General features: G+C 71.9%; 15 protein-coding genes and 2 pseudogenes. 8 read left to right on the top strand and 9 right to left on the bottom strand.

Annotation, left to right across the window (positions count from 1 at the left end; genetic code table 11):
- Positions 1 to 301: 301 nt before the first annotated feature.
- The 3 genes from E2E34_RS18815 to rsmI form a co-directional block, all read right to left on the bottom strand.
- Positions 302 to 1171 carry a TatD family hydrolase gene (locus E2E34_RS18815; protein ID WP_138903084.1) on the bottom strand — a complete coding sequence of 290 codons (870 nt, stop codon included), beginning with the start codon at positions 1169 to 1171 and terminating at the stop codon, positions 302 to 304.
- A 61-nt stretch (positions 1172 to 1232) separates the two neighbouring features.
- Complete coding sequence (locus E2E34_RS18810; protein ID WP_138903083.1) at positions 1233 to 1643, bottom strand: hypothetical protein; 411 nt, start codon at positions 1641 to 1643, stop codon at positions 1233 to 1235.
- Positions 1644 to 1793: 150 nt separating this feature from the next.
- Positions 1794 to 2732, bottom strand: coding sequence for a 16S rRNA (cytidine(1402)-2'-O)-methyltransferase (gene rsmI, locus E2E34_RS18805; protein WP_138903082.1), 939 nt, complete (start codon positions 2730 to 2732; stop codon positions 1794 to 1796).
- 52 nt (positions 2733 to 2784) lie between these two features.
- Here rsmI and E2E34_RS18800 point away from each other — a divergent pair, with 52 nt between their 5' ends.
- The 6 genes from E2E34_RS18800 (at position 2785) to E2E34_RS18775 (ending at position 9701) form a co-directional block, all read left to right on the top strand.
- On the top strand, positions 2785 to 4512 hold the full coding sequence (locus E2E34_RS18800; protein WP_138903081.1) for a dolichyl-phosphate-mannose--protein mannosyltransferase: 1728 nt from the start codon (positions 2785 to 2787) through the stop codon (positions 4510 to 4512).
- Positions 4513 to 4679: 167 nt separating this feature from the next.
- On the top strand, positions 4680 to 6314 hold the full coding sequence (locus tag E2E34_RS18795) for a penicillin-binding transpeptidase domain-containing protein (RefSeq protein WP_138903080.1): 1635 nt from the start codon (positions 4680 to 4682) through the stop codon (positions 6312 to 6314).
- A 179-nt stretch (positions 6315 to 6493) separates the two neighbouring features.
- Positions 6494 to 6832: a WXG100 family type VII secretion target gene (locus E2E34_RS18790; protein WP_138903079.1), complete on the top strand. Its 339-nt coding sequence runs from the start codon at positions 6494 to 6496 to the stop codon at positions 6830 to 6832.
- A 49-nt stretch (positions 6833 to 6881) separates the two neighbouring features.
- Positions 6882 to 7286 (top strand): hypothetical protein, encoded by a 405-nt coding sequence (locus tag E2E34_RS18785; protein ID WP_138903078.1) that lies wholly within the window; start codon positions 6882 to 6884, stop codon positions 7284 to 7286.
- Positions 7286 to 8860, top strand: a complete 1575-nt coding sequence (locus E2E34_RS18780; protein ID WP_138903077.1) for a WXG100 family type VII secretion target — start codon at positions 7286 to 7288, stop codon at positions 8858 to 8860. The genes E2E34_RS18785 and E2E34_RS18780 overlap by 1 nt, the downstream gene beginning before the upstream one ends.
- Before the next feature lie 7 nt (positions 8861 to 8867).
- Complete coding sequence (locus E2E34_RS18775) at positions 8868 to 9701, top strand: hypothetical protein (RefSeq protein ID WP_138903076.1); 834 nt, start codon at positions 8868 to 8870, stop codon at positions 9699 to 9701.
- A 4-nt stretch (positions 9702 to 9705) separates the two neighbouring features.
- Here E2E34_RS18775 and E2E34_RS18770 read toward each other — a convergent pair whose 3' ends face one another.
- From E2E34_RS18770 to E2E34_RS18755, 4 genes are all read right to left on the bottom strand, one after another.
- Entirely contained in the window at positions 9706 to 10863 is a 1158-nt protein-coding gene (locus E2E34_RS18770) for a serine hydrolase domain-containing protein (protein WP_138903086.1), read from the bottom strand.
- 77 nt (positions 10864 to 10940) lie between these two features.
- The gene (locus E2E34_RS18765) at positions 10941 to 11690 is read right to left on the bottom strand and encodes an energy-coupling factor ABC transporter ATP-binding protein (RefSeq protein WP_138903075.1); all 750 of its coding nucleotides are present in this window, start codon (positions 11688 to 11690) and stop codon (positions 10941 to 10943) included.
- Positions 11687 to 12448: a cobalt ECF transporter T component CbiQ gene (gene cbiQ / locus E2E34_RS18760; RefSeq protein ID WP_138903074.1), complete on the bottom strand. Its 762-nt coding sequence runs from the start codon at positions 12446 to 12448 to the stop codon at positions 11687 to 11689. Before cbiQ ends, E2E34_RS18765 begins: the two co-directional genes overlap by 4 nt.
- A 1-nt stretch (position 12449) precedes the next feature.
- On the bottom strand, positions 12450 to 13520 hold the full coding sequence (locus tag E2E34_RS18755) for an energy-coupling factor ABC transporter permease (protein ID WP_138903073.1): 1071 nt from the start codon (positions 13518 to 13520) through the stop codon (positions 12450 to 12452).
- Between the two features lie 157 nt (positions 13521 to 13677).
- On the opposite strand from E2E34_RS18755, the gene E2E34_RS18750 reads away from it, so the two are divergent.
- Positions 13678 to 14061, top strand: coding sequence for an SsgA family sporulation/cell division regulator (locus tag E2E34_RS18750; RefSeq protein ID WP_138903072.1), 384 nt, complete (start codon positions 13678 to 13680; stop codon positions 14059 to 14061).
- Positions 14062 to 14200: 139 nt separating this feature from the next.
- Here E2E34_RS18750 and E2E34_RS18745 read toward each other — a convergent pair whose 3' ends face one another.
- Together E2E34_RS18745 and E2E34_RS18740 are read right to left on the bottom strand one after the other, a co-directional pair.
- Positions 14201 to 16408: an MMPL family transporter gene (locus tag E2E34_RS18745; protein WP_138903071.1), complete on the bottom strand. Its 2208-nt coding sequence runs from the start codon at positions 16406 to 16408 to the stop codon at positions 14201 to 14203.
- A 150-nt stretch (positions 16409 to 16558) separates the two neighbouring features.
- A pseudogene (locus tag E2E34_RS18740) lies at positions 16559 to 16999 on the bottom strand (TetR-like C-terminal domain-containing protein); the annotation flags it as partial.
- Between E2E34_RS18740 and E2E34_RS36550 the strand changes: the two are divergent.
- Positions 16958 to 17161 (top strand): annotated as a pseudogene (locus E2E34_RS36550) (serine hydrolase); the annotation flags it as partial. The pseudogenes E2E34_RS18740 and E2E34_RS36550 sit on opposite strands and share 42 nt — an antisense overlap.

Raw genomic sequence — 17161 nt, 5'->3', positions numbered from 1 at the left:
CCCTCCGTGGCCCCCGTACTCCCTGTGTTCCTGGCGTTCTCCGTACTCCCCGTACTCCCCGTAGTCCCCGAAGTCCCGGCGCTCCCCGTACTCCATCGTCTCCACCGCCCGGCGGCCGCTGCCGCGCGCCGCTCGGTGACTGCCCTGCGAATTGCCCACGACGCTCCAGTAGTCCGGTCCGCCCCGATGACGCTGCGGCCCGGGACACTAGCGGAGCGGCCGTCACTCTCCAAAGCAACACGGCCACGAGGAGTGACGGCGTTTCAGGGAGCGTGCCCGCCGGCCGGCCCGGCGGGCGGGCTCAGTAGTCGAACGCCCGGGCCGTGTTCGCCGCGAGCGCCGCCGCGAGGACGTCCTCCTCGATGCCCCGGACGGCGGCCATCGCGCGCACGGTGACCGGGATGAGGTAGGGGGCGTTGGGCCGGCCGCGGTACGGCGCCGGTGTGAGGAACGGCGCGTCGGTCTCGACGAGGACGAGCTCCAGCGGCGCGACGGCGAGCGCGTCCCGCAGCGGCTGCGCGTTCTTGAAGGTCATGTTGCCGGCGAAGGACATGAAGTAGCCGTTGCGGGCGCAGATCTCGGCCATGGCGGCGTCGCCGGAGTAGCAGTGGAAGACGGTGCGCTCGGGAGCGCCCTCCTCCTCCAGGACCCGCAGCACGTCCGCGTGGGCCTCGCGATCGTGGATGACGAGCGCCTTGCCGTGCCGTTTGGCGATCTCGATGTGCGCCCGGAACGACCGCTCCTGGGCGGCCATGCCCTCGGGTCCCGTACGGAAGTGGTCGAGGCCGGTCTCGCCGACGCCGCGCACGTACGGCAGGGCGGCCAGCCGGTCGATCTCGGTGAGCGCGTCGTCGAGGGCGCCGTCGCCGCCCGCGACGCGCGCGCCCTGGCGCGACCAGCCGTCGGGGTCGCCCAGCACGATGCGCGGGGCTTCGTTGGGATGCAGGGCGACGGCGGCGTGCACGTTCTCGTACGCCGCCGCGGTCTCGGCCGCCCACTGGGAGCCCTTCACGTCGCAGCCCACCTGGACGACGGTGGTGACACCGACCGAGGCGGCCTTCGCGAGGGCTTCCTCGACGGTGGCGTCCTGCATGTCCAGGTGGGTGTGCGAATCGGCCACCTCTCCCCGGAGGGGCTCGGGCAGCGGCGGGGGTGCGTCCTTGGGGCTCATGGTCACGATCGTACGAAAACCGCGTCCCCGTCCCGCACCCCGCGGGCCTCGTGCGCCACCCTCAGGTGCGATGCCGGCGGGGATGGAGCAGATCCGACAGGTGCCATTCGTGCTGCACGCGCACCGGGCCGGGGGCGTCCTCCAGTGCCGGTCCCGCGATGCCGACCACCGGCCCCGCCATGGGGGCGTCCACCACGGCGGCCCGCAGCATCTCCCTGATCGACGAGACCTGCCCCGCCTTCATGATCCGCACGACGTGCCCGCCGCAGTTGAGGCAGGTGGGGCGGGAGAGCGGGGAGGGGACCCGCTCGCCGTCAGCCGTGTAGACCACGAACGCGTGGCCCTGGCCGTCGACGTGGTGGTGTATCTCGAAGGACTGCTCCCACCCGTGCCCGCACCTCATGCAGGCGAAGGCGTACGCCTCGTGAACGGTCGTCGTACCCGTGCCGGCGGTGTCCGCGATCTCGCTCATGCCAGCTCCTTTCCACTGGGTCCAGTGGACGCCGGTTTCGGCGGGAGCGCATCGGTACCTGTCGACATATGGACCGGTCTTGGCCTTTCCATGGAGAAAGGCCCGGTGCGCGGTCTGATGCTTTAGCCGGCTTTAGATGGCTTTAGCTATTCACGATAGTCCTTTGCCGTCCGCCGGGCCCGTTCGTGCCGCGTTCTTTGCCGCGACGACGGCGTCGAACACCTCGCGCTTGGGCAGCCCCGCCTCGGCGGCGACCGCCGCGATGGCCTCCTTGCGCCGCTCCCCCGCCTCCTCGCGCACCCGCACCCTGTCCACCAGCTCCGCCGGGGCCAGTTCCCGCACCGTCGCGGAAGCGCCCTCGACGACGACGGTGATCTCGCCGCGCACCCCTTCGGCCGCCCATTCGGCGAGCGCCTTGAGCGGGCCGCGCTTCACTTCCTCGTACGTCTTGGTCAGCTCGCGGCACACGGCGGCCCGGCGTTCGTCGCCGAACACCTCCGCCATCGCGGCGAGGGTGTCGTCGAGCCGGTGCGGGGCCTCGAAGAACACCATCGTCCGCCGCTCCCCGGCGACCTCGCGCAGCTTCCCGAGGCGCTCGCCGGCCTTGCGGGGCAGGAAGCCCTCGAAGCAGAAGCGGTCGACGGGCAGGCCGGACAGGGCGAGGGCGGTCAGCACGGCGGAAGGGCCGGGCACCGCGGTGACCTTGATGTCCTTCTCGACAGCGGCGGCGACCAGCCGGTAACCGGGGTCGGAGACCGACGGCATGCCCGCGTCGGTGACGAGCAGGACGCGCTTGCCGTCCTCCAGCGCCTCGACGAGTTCCGGCGTACGGGCGCTCTCGTTGCCCTCGAAGTACGACACGACACGCCCCGTCGTCTGCACCCCGAGCGCCTGCGTCAGGCGGCGCAGCCGCCGGGTGTCCTCGGCTGCCACGACGTCGGCCGTCGCGAGTTCGGCGGCGAGGCGGGGCGGCGCGTCGGCCACGTCGCCGATGGGCGTCCCCGCGAGCACGAGCGTTCCGGCCGATCCGGGTGCCGCGGCCGTTCGAGCCGTTCGAGTCGTTCCAGTCGTTCCAGTCACAAGAGCCATCCTCGCAGGGCGCGCACACGACGCGCACAGATGTGTTCCCTACGATGGCGCGGTGACCAGTACCGCGTCAGAAGCCCAGCAGGGCCGGGCCCCCGGGGAGCCGCCGCCCTCGTGGCAGCAGCGGCTGCGCCGATACGGCTACGTACCGAGGCCCGGCAGCCACATCGGGCTGCGGGACCGGCTCGTGCCGCCGTACAGCAGGCCGGGCACCGAGATCTGGAGAGTCCTCGGCGTACCGCCCGTGCTCGCGGGCCGTCTGGTGCGCTGGGCCGCGTGGGGCGGGCCGCTGCTGGTCGCGCTGGTCGCGGGGCTGCTGCGGTTCTGGAACCTGGGCAGCCCCAAGGCGGTGATATTCGACGAGACGTACTACGCCAAGGACGCCTGGGCGCTCATTCACCAGGGGTACGAGGGCCAGTGGCCGAAGGACATCGACAAGGCGGTCCTCGCCGACCCGTCCACGGTCACGGTCCCGGCCGACCCGGGCTATGTGGTGCATCCGCCGGTCGGCAAGTGGGTCATCGGGCTCGGCGAACAGCTCTTCGGGTTCACCCCGTTCGGCTGGCGCTTCATGGTCTGCGTGCTCGGGACGCTGTCGGTGCTGATGCTCTGCCGGATCGGGCGCCGCCTCTTCCGTTCGACGTTCCTCGGCTGCCTGGCGGGCGCGCTGCTCGCGGTGGACGGCCTGCACTTCGTGATGAGCCGCACGGCGCTGCTCGACCAGGTGCTGATGTTCTTCGTCCTGGGCGCCTTCGGCTGCCTGCTGATCGACCGGGACTGGGCGCGGCGCAGGCTCGCGGCGGCGCTCCCGTCGGACGACGAGGGGGTGCTGCGCCCGGACGGGGAGGTCGCGGAGCGGCTGCGGCTGGGGTGGCGGCCGTGGCGGATCGCGGCGGGGGTGTGCCTGGGCCTGGCGTTCGGCACGAAGTGGAACGGCCTGTACATCCTGGCGGCGTTCGGCCTGCTGACGGTCCTGTGGGACGCGGGCGCGCGCCGGACGGCGGGCGCCCGGCAGCCGTACCCCGCCGTGCTGAAGCGGGACGTGCTGCCGGCGTTCGTGGCGACGGTCGTGGTCACCTTCGTGACATACGTCGTCTCCTGGACGGGCTGGATCGTCTCCAAGGAGGGGTACTACCGGGACTGGGCCACGGGCGCCGGCAAGGGCGGCGACTTCACGTGGCTGCCCGACTGGCTGCGCAGCCTGTGGCACTACGAGACCGAGGTCTACAGCTTCCACGTCAATCTGACGTCCGGTCACACCTACCAGTCGAACCCGTGGAGCTGGATCGTCCTGGGCCGCCCGGTGTCGTACTTCTACGAGTCGCCGAAGCCGGGCAAGGAGGGCTGCCCGGCCACCGAGAGGAGCGACTGCGCCCAGGAGGTGCTGGCGCTCGGGACGCCGCTGCTGTGGTGGACGGCGTGCTTCGCGGTCCTGTACGTGCTGTGGCGCTGGGCGCTGCGGCGCGACTGGCGGGCGGGGGCGATCGCGTGCGGCATCGCGGCGGGCTGGGTGCCCTGGTTCTTCTACCAGGAGCGCACGATCTTCCTCTTCTACGCCGTGGTCTTCGTGCCGTTCCTGTGCCTGGCGGTGGCGATGATGCTCGGCGCGATGCTGGGGCCGCCGCACGCGGGCGAGCGGCGGCGGGTGGCGGGAGCGGTCGGCGCGGGAGTGCTCGTCCTGCTCATCATCTGGAACTTCGTCTACTTCTGGCCGATCTACACCGGGCAGACGCTGCCCATCGACGACTGGCGCGACCGCATCTGGTTCGACACCTGGGTGTAGCGGCGAGTCCGGGTCCGGGACGGACGCGGCGGGGGCCCGCCCCGCCGCGTCCGTCCCGGTCGTGTAACGCGCACCCCATGGGCAACTGGCGTCCCGTACAGTGCGAATCAGCACTTCTTGAACATGTTCAGTTCAAGGAGGGACTCCTGGGGAGGGGACCGCACAGTATGCGCAGTGGAGCGAAGGTCGCCATAGTCGGCGGAGTGTTCCTGGCCATGGCCGGAGGGGTGGGCTATGGGGCGTACTCCATGGTGAACGACGAAACCGGCGGTTCGGGGGTCGGCATCCGGTCGGCGCCGAAGAAGACCGGGCCGCCGAGCGCCGACGAGGTCGCGCGGACCGCGAAGGACTTCCTCGCCGCCTGGGCGAAGGGCGACGCCCGCGTGGCCGCCGATCTGACCGACAACGTTGCCGCCGCGCAGCCCGCGCTGTTCGCCTACCGCGACGAGGCGCACATCAGCGAGGTGAAGCTGACGCCCGGCACGCCGGTGGGGGCGAAGGTCCCGTTCACCGCCGACGCCACGGTGACGTACGAGGGCAGGAGCAAGGCCTTCTCGTACGCGTCGGAGCTGACCGTCGTGCGCGGCCTGACCTCGGGCAAGGCGCTGGTCGACTGGAAGTCCTCCGTCGTCCACCCCGGCCTGAAGGAGGGCGAACTGCTGAAGGCGGGCGAGGCATCGGCCCCGCCCATCAAGGCGGTCGACCGCAACGGCGTCGAGCTGACGAAGGAGAAGTACCCGTCGCTCGGGCCCGTCCTGGACGCGCTGCGGGAGAAGTACGGCGAGCGGGCGGGCGGGAAGCCCGGCGTCGAGCTGGCGATCCACAGCGGCAGTGACAGCGGTGTCGCTCCGCGCACCCTGGCCACCGTCGCCAAGGGCAGGCCCGGCAGGCTGCCGACCACGCTGGACGCGGGCGTGCAGGCGGCGGCCGAGACGGCGGTGAAGGAGCACGGCGAGGCGTCGGTCGCGGCGGTCAAGCCGAGTACGGGCGAGATCCTGGCGGTCGCCAACAACCGTACGGACGGCTACAACGCGGCGGTCCTCGGGAAGCAGGCGCCGGGCTCGACGATGAAGATCGTGACGGCCACGATGCTGCTGGAGAAGGGCCTGGTGGGCGCGGACCGCAAGGCGGAGTGCCCGAAGACCGCGATGTACCAGGGTCGCGGCTTCCACAACCTGGACGACTTCGAGATCCCCGACGGCACCTTCGCGACCAGCTTCGCGCGGTCCTGCAACACCGCTTTCGTCAAGCTGATCGACGAGGCCGATGACGACGCGGCGCTGCCCAGGACGGCACGTGAGATCTTCGGCCTGGGTCTCGACAACTGGCGGACCGGGATCATCACCGCCGACGGCTCGGTGCCCGAGGCGACCGGCGGCGCGGCGGCGGAGCAGTACATCGGGCAGGGCACGGTCCAGATGAACGCCCTCAACATGGCGTCGGTCACCGCCACCGCGAAGGCGGGCACGTTCCGCCAGCCCGTCATCGTGCCGCAGTCCCTCGACGGCAGGACCCTCGCCAAGGCGTCCCGCACCATGTCGCCCGCCACGCACAGCCAGTTGCTGCGCATGATGCGGCAGACGGCGACCGCGTCCTGGGGCACGGGCACGGCCGCGATGGCCCCGGTCGGCGGCGACAAGGGCGCGAAGACCGGTTCGGCGGAGGTCGACGGGCAGGGCAAGTCCAACAGCTGGTTCGCCGGATTCAGCGACGACGTGGCCGCGGCCGCGTCCGTCGAGTCGGGCGGCCACGGCGGCGACGCGGCGGGCCCCCTGGTGGCGGCGGTACTGCGCGCGGGCTGAGCGACGACGCGCGGCGGCGGGCCCGATGGTGACCGGCATCGGCCTTGTGCTCCACACCGGTTGCCGCGCCGGTGCGTGCGCGGCCTGACGTGAACGCGGGCCATGGCCGGACACTTCGGCGCCGTGGTCGTCGAGTAGCCTTACCGGCCGATCGGGGTAAGCGGGGCGGGGAGACGCGCATGAGTGATTCGACGGGGTACGGGGTGCGCACCGCGGAGGTCGCCGGTTCCGCGACCAGGCTGGACAAGGCCGCCGACGAGCTGGACTCGGTCAAGTCGACCATCCCGCAGGAGCAGTGCAGCATCCCTGAGGTGTTCGGCGGTGAGGAGGCCGCCCCCGCCTTCGACAACTTCGCCGGCGCGTGGCAGCGGGAGGCGACGGTACTGCGTGACGCACTGCGGGAGATCTCCCGCAAGCTGAACACCACGAACCGCAACTACGGCGCGGCGGAACACGGCGCGGACGGGGCGCTGCGCCGTGCCGCGCCCGCCCACGTTGGTCTGGCCGACTTCAACTGACGTACGGCGCGAGGATGTACAGAACTTTTCATGGATACGAGGACATAGCGTGAGCGCTGCGAACGCCGTGAAGACGGACGACGAGCTGGCCCGACTCGACTTCGCGACGCTACTGCGGTTCGGCCTGGGTGAGAGGAGCCGGATGCGCACGGCTCTCTTCGGCGACGGCGCCGTGGGCGCGGCTGTGGTGCTGGGGCGTGCGGGGGTGTACCCGCGTGCCGTGGCCTTCCTCGCGGAGATCGTGCGCAGTGGCGGCGCGGCCTACGCGGCCCGGCTCGAGGAACCCGTTCCGGGGGACGACGCGGGCAGCACGGTGCGCGCGTGGCTGGAGGCCGGGGCGAGCGTGCGGCGCACAGGCGATGACGACGACATGCTGGCGCGCTGGCTGTCGGCGGTCGCCGAGATCATGGCCGTACGCCGGACGGTCACCGGCACGGCCGGGGGGCAGGGCTGATGGCGGAGGACACCACCACCCGGCGGGCCGCGCTCGCCGGCGCGATGAACGCGATCGACGGTGCGGGCTCGAAGAACGACCTCATCGCGGCGATCGACCAGGCGCTCGCCGTACCCGAGCCCAAGGGCGATCCGGCAGCCATCGAGTCGGCGGCCAACGCGTACAAGAAGGCAGTCGACCATTGCCGGTTCGAGGTCGAGGAGCCGGTCGAGCACGTCGCGGCCGAAAAACTTCCGCAGGCGTGGGAGGGCATGGCGAGCGTGACGGCGCAGCAGGTCGTCGCGGCGGCCGGGCGTGCCGCAGAGCAGATGACCGAGGCGTTCCAGCAGGGGAAGAAGGCCCTGGAATGTCTGGCCGACGGCGTGCGTGCCGCCCAGCGTGAGGACGGGCCGGGCCGCTCCGAGCTGCTCCGGGCACGGAACATGCTCGGCGGCGCGGACGGCTTCTTCGACGGCATGGTGGAGAAGGACGCCGAGGAGGAGGAGAAAGAGCGGGCCCGTGAGATAGCCCGTGCGGGCGCCAAGGCCCGGCACACGGCGGCGGTCTGCGCTGACGACGCCGCCCGCGCGGCGGCCCGTGACCTCAACAAGCTGGCGGCCGAAGCCCGATCGGGCCACCTGGTCGCCAAGGGCTTGAGTCCCGTCGACAGGCTGATGCTGGCCGACACGGCGATGGTCGACGAGAAGGGTGCGGCCCGCGAATACAACGAGATCCTCTCCGCGAACGACCTGGAGCGTTCCGGTGAGCGACTGGACAGCATGAGCCCCGCCGACCGCGCCGAGTTCCAGCGGATGCTGGACGCGTCCCGCTCACCGGAGGAGCGGGCGTACCTGATGAAGGCGCTCGCGGCCGGGCACGACATGGACAGCATGCGCGACTTCAGCCAGAAGATCGCGGGCAAGGACGAGGCGTGGCTGGCCCGGCACCTCACCCCGGTGGTCACCGAAGTGGACGCGAACGGCGACCCTGTCCAGGCCACGACGGAGAACGCGTTCAAGGGCCAGAAGTGGGTGCAGGGCGGCGACGGTCAGGAGGCCAGCTGCGTGGCCTCCTCCACGGTGAACGCCCGCGCCATGGTCGACCCGGTCTACGCCCTGGGGCTGACGGGCGGACCCGACGGCCAGGAGGACGATCCGGACGCGTTCCGCGAGCGGCTCGTGGACGAGCAGCACCGCGTCCACGACGAAGGCGACGGCAGCAGGGGCGGATTCTTCGAAAACGGCCCGCCCACCGGCATGGACGACGAAGGCTGGTCGGAGGTCGCCGACAATGAGCTCAACTCGCCCACGGGCACGGACTACGAGCGCCAGGACCTGAACAGCGCGGACGACCGCCGGGGCGCCCTCCCTGAGATCGAGAGGGCCGTTTCGGAGGGCAAGCCGGTGCCGATCAAGACGACCGGTGACGGCGGCCACGCCCTGGTGATCGTCGGCCAGGAGAACGGCATGCTCCAGGTGCACAACCCCTGGGGCGAGACCACCTGGGTCAGCGAGGAGGACTTCGTCAACGGCAACATGGACAAGGCTTCCGACCAGCGATTCCCCGACGCCACCGGTGTCCACATCCCGAAGTGAGGACCTGATGCCGAAGCAGCGCAAGAGGCGGGCCCTCCTGGGCCTCGCAGGCGGTGCCGCAGTGCTGGCACTGAGCGGTGCGGGCGCGGTGGCCTACGAGGAGTACTCCGAGGACGAGGTCTGCTGCGGAATCCCCACGCCGCTGAGCGGCGTGCCGAGGGGACCCGACGGGGAGATCGACGTCGCCTCCCAGTCGGTGGAGACCAAGGTGCTCGTCGGTCACGACTTCTCCCTGCACGTGCGGCCGGGGGGCGACGCCGCCGAGTGGGAGGTCGCCGAGGCCGGGGAGTCGGGGAAGGTCCTGCGGGCCAAGGGCGAGAAGGTCGTCAAGGGCACGCACTACTTCACATTCCGGGCGCTGAAGACCGGCAGAGCGCGCGTCGTGCTGAGAGAGACCGACGGCGACCGCACCATGACGTACCCGGTCGAGGTCAAGGACAGCATCCGGCACGACGCCGTGACGAGGGACCCCGATGGGGACAGCGACACGTACGAGACGATGAAGTCGCGCATGCTCGATGGGGACTTCGCGGGCACGGTCACCGTGCGCCCCGGCCAGGAGTTCCTCGTCGCCAACCGCTACGCCAACCAGCCGGGCTACGCCTGGAAGGTCATCGAGGAACCGGACGACGAGGTGGCGTGGCTGGAAACGGAGAAGCCGCACATCACCGGCGACCCGGCCGCCGAACGGCAGGACTGGTACAGCTTCACCGCACGGGAGAAGGGCACGACCACGGTCGAGCTCTTCGGCTGCTACCGCTGCGGGTACGACGACAGTCCCACGTCGCCCGAGAGCAAGAAGTTCTCCGTGACGAAGACGCTGACCGTAGTGGTGCGCTGACCGGTCACACGGCCGACCGCACCGCTGCGATCAGTGCCTGGGCGCGGGGGTCGGCGGTGACGCCCTTCTGGAGGCCGTTGGTCACGTAGCCGAAGGCGATGCCCGACTCCGGGTCGGCGAATCCGAGCGAGCCGCCGCGCCCCGGGTGGCCGAACGAGCCGGGTGCGAGCAGCGGCGCGCCGGAGCCGTGCAGCATGAAGCCGAGCCCGAAGCGGGTGCCCACGACCAGGACCCGGTCCGGGCCGGCCGACTCCTCGGTGCGCGCCAGGGTCAGTGTGGCCGGGGCGAACAGGCGGTGCCCGTCGACCTCGCCGATCATCGCCGCGTAGCACCGGGCCAGTGCCCGGGCGGTGGAGATACCGCCGGACGCGGGGAGTTCGGCCGCGCGGTACGCCGGGTCGTTCTCGTCCGGGAGCGGGTCGATCGCGCCGAAGGCGCGCCGGGTGAGCGAGGCGGGGTCGGCGTACGCCTCGCTGACGCTGCGCTTGGGGCGCAGCCGCAGCGCCCCGCCGTCCAGGGGCGGCGGCTCGACGGGCCCCACCCGGCCGACCCGGTGCGCCTCGTCCGCCGGCAGCCCGACCCAGAAGTCGAGCCCAAGCGGCCGGGCTATCTCCTCGGCGATCCACCGGCCGACGGTCCGGCCCGTCACGCGCTTGACGAGCTCGCCGATCAGCCAGCTGTACGTCTGCGCGTGGTAGCCGTGGCCGGTCCCCGGCTCCCAGGCGGGCGCCTGGGCGGCGACGGCGTGCGGCCCGCTGACGCCGTCGATCGCCTCGGCGGGCGTCAGCGGGCGGTCGAGCGCCGGGACGCCCGCACGGTGGGACAGCAGGTGCCGTACGAGCACGCGTTCCTTGCCGTTCGCCTTGAACTCCGGCCAGTACGTGGCCACAGGGGCGTCCAGGTCGATCTGGCCGCGCTGGTGGAGCAGCAGCGGTACGGCGGCGGCGACGCCCTTGGTGGCCGACCGCACGATCTGGGCGGTGTCGACGGCCCACGGCTCGGTGCCGTCGACGTCGCGGGTGCCGGCCCAGAGGTCGACGACCTTGTGGCCGTGCCGGTAGACGGCCACCGCGGCGCCGCGCTCGCCGCGCCGCGCGAAGTTGCGTACGAACGCGTCCCTGACCGGTTCGAATCCGGCGGCCACCGTGCCCCGTGCATCCACTGCTGCGCTCGCGCTCATGCCCCCCATGGTGCAACGGCCCCGCCGGGGCGGGGCGCCGGGGGGTGCGCCGGCCGCCGCTACGCCTCGACCCGCACCGACCCCGGGTCGAACCCGAACGGCAACTCCAGCCGGTGCTCGCGCATCACCGCGTCGTCCGACAGCAGTTCCTGCGTCCGCCCGTCCGCCACGATCACGCCGCCGCTGAGGATCACCGAGCGGGGGCACAGCTCCAGGGCGTACGGCAGGTCGTGGGTGACCATCAGCACGGTCACGTCCAGGGACCGCAGGATGTCGGCCAGTTCGCGCCGTGACGCCGGGTCCAGGTTGGACGAGGGTTCGTCCAGCACCAGGATCTCCGGCTCCATCGCCAGTACGGTCGCGACGGCCACCCGGCGCCGCTGCCCGAACGACAGGTGGTGCGGTGGCCGGCCGGCGTACTCCGCCATCCCCACCCGCTCCAGCGCCGCCGTCACGCATGCCTCCAGCTCCGCGCCGCGCATCCCGGCCGCCGCGGGCCCGAAGGCCACGTCCTCGCGGACCGTCGGCATGAAGAGCTGGTCGTCGGGGTCCTGGAAGACGATGCCGACCCGGCGGCGGATCTCCGCGAGGTGCTGCTTGCCGACGGGCAGCCCCGCGACGGTCACGGAACCCGCGCCAGCGGTGAGGATGCCGTTGAGGTGCAGGACGAGGGTCGTCTTGCCCGCGCCGTTCGGTCCGAGCAGCGCCACGCGCTCGCCGCGCGCGACGTTCAGGTCGACGCCGAACAGCGCCTGGTGGCCGTCCGGGTAGGCGTAGGCGAGGCCGTCGACCTCGAGAGACATCGTCATAGCGTCCATCCCAGCAGACACACCGCGAGCGCGGAGACCGGGAGGGCCGCCGCGTACGACCACTGCGCCCGGGTCGCGGTCACTTCGTCGATCACCGGCATGGTGCCGGTGTACCCCCTGCTGACCATGGCCAGGTGCACCCGCTCGCCTCTCTCGTACGAGCGGATGAAGAGCGCGCCCGCCGTCTTGCCGAGGACGCCCCAGTGCCGCACGCCCCGGGCCTCGAAGCCTCGCGAGCGGCGGGCGATCGACATCCGGCGCATCTCGTCGGTGATCACATCGCCGTACCGGATCATGAACGAGGCGATCTGCACGAGCAGCGGCGGCAGCTTCAGGCGCTGGAGGCCGAGCAGCAGCGACCGCAGTTCGGTCGTCGACGCGAGCAGGACGGACGCGGCGACGCCGAGCGTGCCCTTGGCGAGGATGTTCCAGGCGCCCCACAGGCCCGAGACGCTCAGCGACATGCCGAGCACCTCCACCCGCTCCCCCTGGGCCACGAAGGGCATCAGCACGGCGAACGCCACGAAGGGCACCTCGATGAGCAGCCGCCCCAGCAGGAACCCGGCGGGTACGCGCGCGGCGTACGCGACCCCGCCGAGCAGGGCGGCGTACAGGCCGAACGCCCACATCGCCTCGCGCGGCGTGGAGACGACGACGAGCACGAAGCAGAAGACGGCGGCGAGCTTGCAGTGCGGCGGCAGCGCGTGCACCGGCGAGTGCCCGTGCCGGTAGAGCTTGTGGGCGTGGCCCGCGCCCATGTCAGGCGGTTTCCTTTTCCTCGGTGCGCGCCGGCGCGGCCACGACCGCCGGCTGCTGCCCGCGCCGGCGCCGCACCGTCCAGAAGACGCCGCTGCCGACGGCGACGGTCGCGCCGACGCCGACGACGCCCGCGAGGCCGCCGGAGAGACGGCCGTCGGTGATGCCGCTGACGCCGTAGTCGGCGAGCGGGGAGTCGGCGGTGGCGTGCTCCTCGACCTTCTTGTCGATGCCCTGGTCGGCGGCGACCTTCTCCAGGCCGTCGGGGCTGGCGGAGGCGTAGAAGGAGACGACCCCGGCCAGCACGAGCGCGCAGGCCAGTCCCGCGCCCCAGACCGCGCGGGTGGAGCGCGCGGGGGCCGCGGCCGGTGCGTCGGCCGGGGCCGCGTCCACCAGCTCGCCGCCCACCAGGAGTTTGAGCGGCGCGGACAGGCCGCGCGCGCCGTGCACCAGGTCGGGGCGTACGGCGATGACGGCGCCCACGGTCAGCGCGGTGATCGCGGCCTCGCCGATGCCGATGAGGACGTGGACGCCGACCATGGCGGTCATGACCTTGCCGATCGGCACGTCCGTCGTGCCCCCGACGGCGTAGATCAGCGTGAAGGCCGCGGCGGCGGCGGGCACGGACACCAGCGCGGCGACGAACGCGGAGGCGGTGACCGAGGAGCGGCGACGCGGCAGCACCTTCACGAGCCCGCGGAAGAGCCCGTACGCGACGATCACCGTCACCACGCCCATCACGGTGATGTTGACGCCGAGCGCCGTGAGCCCGCCGTCCGCGAAGAGGATGCCCTGCATCAGCAGCACGACGGAGATGCAGAGCACGCCGGTGAACGGGCCGACGAGTATCGCGGCGAGCGCGCCTCCGAGCAGATGCCCGCTGGTGCCGGCGGCGACGGGGAAGTTCAGCATCTGTACGGCGAAGACGAACGCGGCGACGAGACCGGCCAGCGGGGCGGTCCGCTCGTCCAGTTCGCGGCGCGCTCCGCGCAGGCCGGCGGCGACGGCGGCCACGGCTGCGACGCCCGCCACAGCCGAGACAGGTGTGTTGATGAATCCGTCGGGGACATGCATGGGGAGGCTCCGCTTCCTGCGGTGTGATGAATCGTTCGATGATAGTGCTCTCTTGCAAAGAGGTCGCAAGAGCGCACTGGTCACAGATGAAGCGGAGCACGCGCCCCAAAATATGGGACATTAGAGGACATAAGCCCCGAACCTTAGGAGCCGCCCGATGCCCCCTTCGCTTGAGGACCACGCACGGGCCTGCCTCGTCACCGACGGCCCGCAGCGCCACGCCGTGCCCGTGGCCCTCCGCTACGACCCGCAGGAGGACCCGCTCACGGTCCGCCTGGTCTTTCCGCCGGACGTCTCGCCCGACGGCGCCGAGAACGAGTGGGTCTTCACCCGGGCCCTCCTGGAGGCCGGCATGACCCGTCCGGCCGCAACCGAGAGCGGCGATGTACGGGTGTGGCCCTGCGGCAGGGTGCAGGCCGTGATGGAGCTGCGTTCGGACCAGGGCATGGCCGTGATCCAGTTCGACCGGGCCCCGCTGCTCCGCTTCCTGCGCCGTACGCACGCCGCCGAGGAGCCCGTCACCACCGAGGCCGCCCACTGACCGGACGGGAAAACGGTGAGGTCCCTCCGGCCGTCACGGCCGGAGGGACCTCACCGCCGCACCGGGTCCCGTCCCCACGAGCCGGTGCGCGACCGGGGCCGCCCTCCGCTCGAGGAGCGGCCCCGGAGCCTGCCCGCGCCTAGGCGCGCACCAGCTCGCGCTCGTCCTCGGCGGCGTCGTCGCCGAGCTCCTTGCGCAGCTGCTCGCCCTCGACGTCGACGTTCGGCAGCGCCCTGTCCAGCCAGCGCGGCAGCCACCACGCCTTCTTGCCGAGCAGCGCGAGCACGGCGGGCACGATGGCCATCCGTACGACGAAGGCGTCGAAGAAGACGGCGATCGCCAGGCCGAACCCGATCATCTTGACCATCGACTCGCTCGACCCGATGAACCCGGCGAAGACGGCGATCATGATCACGGCCGCGGCGGTGACCACCCGCGCGCCGTGCCGGAAGCCGGTGACGACCGCCTGGCCCGGCCGCTCGCCGTGGACGTACGCCTCCCGCATGCGGGTGACGAGGAAGACCTCGTAGTCCATGGCGAGGCCGAAGACGACGCCCACCATGAAGATCGGCATCATCGACATCACGGGACCGGTCTGCTCGACGCCGAACAGATCCGCCAGCCAGCCCCACTGGAAGACCGCGACGACCGCGCCGAGCGCCGCCACCACCGACAGCAGGAAGCCGAGCGCGGCCTTGAGCGGCACGAGGACCGAGCGGAAGACCAGCATCAGCAGCAGGAACGCGAGCCCGACGACGAGCGCCAGGTACGGCAGCAGCGCGTCGTTCATCTTCTGCGAGAAGTCGATGTTCATGGCGGTGGCCCCGGTGACCAGGACCTCGGCCCCGGTGTCGGACTTCAGGTCCGCGCCGGCCCCGCGGATGGAACGCACCAGTTCCTCGGTCCCCTCCGAGCTGGGCCGGTCCTTGGGCACCACGGTGACGACCGAGGTGTCCCCGGCCTTGTTCAGCGGCCCGGGCACGGTGGCGGCGACGCCGTCCATGCCCTTGACGACGTCGGTGACGCGGCTGACCGCCTCCTTGGGGCGCTCGGCCTCGTCGACGTCGACGACGACCATCAGCGGCCCGTTGGAGCCGGGACCGAAGCCGTCCGACAGCAGGTCGTACGCCTTGCGCTGCGTGGTGCTGACCGGCTGGGAGCCGTCGTCGGGCAGCCCCATCTCCAGCGAGGCGGCGGGTACGGCGACGACGCCCAGCCCGACCACGGCGGTGAGCAGCACGGCGACCGGCCGGCGCAGCACGAAGCGGGCCCAGCGCGTCCCCATGTTGGGCTTGGCGGCCTCGCCGCCGTCCTGTCCCTGCCGCTCGCGGGCCTTGCGTCCGAAGACCTTCTTGCCCGCGAACCCGAGCAGCGCCGGAACCAGCGTGAGCGCGATGAGCACGGCGATGACGACCGTGCCGGCCGCGGCGAAGCCCATCTTCGTCAGCATGGGGATGTTGACGACGGCGAGCCCGACCAGGGCGATCACGACGGTCAGTCCGGCGAAGACGACGGCGGAACCGGCGGTGCCGACGGCCCGGCCGGCCGCGTCCTCCGGCTCGCGTCCCTCGGCCAGCTCGGCCCGGTAGCGGGAGACGATGAACAGCGCGTAGTCGATGCCGACCGCGAGGCCGATCATCATGGCGAGCGTCGAGGTGGTGGAGCCGAGGTCGAGGACGTTGGCGAGCGCGGTGATGGTCGAGACACCGATGCCCACGCCGATGATCGCGGTGAGCAGCGGCAGCCCGGCCGCGACCAGCGACCCGAAGGTGATCACCAGCACGACGGCGGCGACCGCGACGCCGATGATCTCGCCGGAGCCGGTCTCGGGCACGGCCTGGAGGGCGTCGCCGCCGATCTCGACGGTCAGTCCGGCGTCCCGGGCCTCGTCACCGGCCGCCACGAGGGCGTCCCGGGTCTCGTCGGTCAGCTCCATGCCGCTGACCTTGTACGAGACCTGGGTGTAGGCCGTCGTACCGTCGCGGCTCACGGCCTTGCCGGCGTACGGGTCGACGACCGAGGCGACCTGGTCGGAACCCGACCGCAGCCCGGTGACGACCTTCTCCACCTCGGCCTTGTGTCCGGGGTCGGTCATCCGCTCCCCTTCGGGAGCCTTGAACACCACGCGGGCGGTGGCGCCGTCGGCGGCGGCGCCGGGGAAGCGCTCGTCGAGCAGGTCGAACGCTTTCTGCGCCTCGGTCCCCGGTATGGAGAACGAGCTGGAGGTGGCGGTGGACGCGGAGGCGGCGCCGACACCGGCGAGCACCAGCAGCGCTATCCACGCGAGGGCGACGAAGGGGCGGCGGCGGAAGGCGAACCGGCCCATCTTGTAGAGGAAAGTGGCCACGAGGGCGTACTCCCGGTCAGGTCGTTGGTACGTACAGGGCAGGGGTGACCAGCCCGACGACGAGAGCGGTGCGCGTCAGGTGGGGCGTTTGCGGGGACGGACGCCGGGCGGGGACTCCACGGCGCCGGGTGGGGCACTACACCGGGACCATCAGGCGGCGCCCAACGCGGGCAGCACCACGGCATCGATGTAGTCGGAGAGGAAGGCCCGGTCGGGCGACCGGCCCTCGATGAGTTCCTGGGCGACGAAGGCGCCGACCAGCATGTGCGGGACGTACCGCAGCGCGGCGGTCTCGGCGGGGATCTCGCCCCGGTCGACGGCGCGCCGCAGCAGGCCGTCGAGCCCGGTGAGCTCGGGAGCGATGAGCAGCTCCCGCAGCGCCTGGTGGAGATCGGGGTTCTCGTGCACGGCCTGGGCGAGACCCCGCATCAGCGCGGAGTCCCTCTCCAGCTGACAGTCGTCGGTCCGCTCCACCAGGGCGTGGAAGTCGCCCCGCAGCGTGCCGGTGTCGATGTCGGCGACGCTGACCGGCTTGTTGTGCCGCAGCGCATGGACGACGAGTTCCGGTTTGCTGCCCCACTGGCGGTAGAGGGGGTGAAGGACGGGGAGGCCCCCGACTGGGCCGAGGAGGTCCCGGGCGGGAAGAACATCACCATCCGCCAGCTGCTCCAGATGACCAGCGGCCTGTACAACTACGCCGAGGACCCGTCCTTCAACCGGCGGCTCGACCGGCACCCCGAGGCGCGGTGGACC

This window comes from Streptomyces albidochromogenes, from assembly GCF_005981925.1.
Lineage (GTDB): Bacteria > Actinomycetota > Actinomycetes > Streptomycetales > Streptomycetaceae > Streptomyces > Streptomyces albidochromogenes.
This window is presented reverse-complemented; position numbering and strand designations above follow the sequence as displayed.

Coding starts and splice junctions, on each gene's coding strand:
- cbiQ (WP_138903074.1), bottom strand. CDS start 12,448: ATGGGCGCGGGCCACGCCCACAAGCTCTACCGGCACGGGCACTCGCCG.
- E2E34_RS18765 (WP_138903075.1), bottom strand. CDS start 11,690: ATGACGATGTCTCTCGAGGTCGACGGCCTCGCCTACGCCTACCCGGAC.
- E2E34_RS18810 (WP_138903083.1), bottom strand. CDS start 1,643: ATGAGCGAGATCGCGGACACCGCCGGCACGGGTACGACGACCGTTCAC.
- E2E34_RS18775 (WP_138903076.1), top strand. CDS start 8,868: ATGCCGAAGCAGCGCAAGAGGCGGGCCCTCCTGGGCCTCGCAGGCGGT.
- E2E34_RS18795 (WP_138903080.1), top strand. CDS start 4,680: ATGCGCAGTGGAGCGAAGGTCGCCATAGTCGGCGGAGTGTTCCTGGCC.
- rsmI (WP_138903082.1), bottom strand. CDS start 2,732: ATGGCTCTTGTGACTGGAACGACTGGAACGACTCGAACGGCTCGAACG.
- E2E34_RS18750 (WP_138903072.1), top strand. CDS start 13,678: ATGCCCCCTTCGCTTGAGGACCACGCACGGGCCTGCCTCGTCACCGAC.
- E2E34_RS18755 (WP_138903073.1), bottom strand. CDS start 13,520: ATGCATGTCCCCGACGGATTCATCAACACACCTGTCTCGGCTGTGGCG.
- E2E34_RS18790 (WP_138903079.1), top strand. CDS start 6,494: ATGAGTGATTCGACGGGGTACGGGGTGCGCACCGCGGAGGTCGCCGGT.
- E2E34_RS18815 (WP_138903084.1), bottom strand. CDS start 1,171: ATGAGCCCCAAGGACGCACCCCCGCCGCTGCCCGAGCCCCTCCGGGGA.
- E2E34_RS18780 (WP_138903077.1), top strand. CDS start 7,286: ATGGCGGAGGACACCACCACCCGGCGGGCCGCGCTCGCCGGCGCGATG.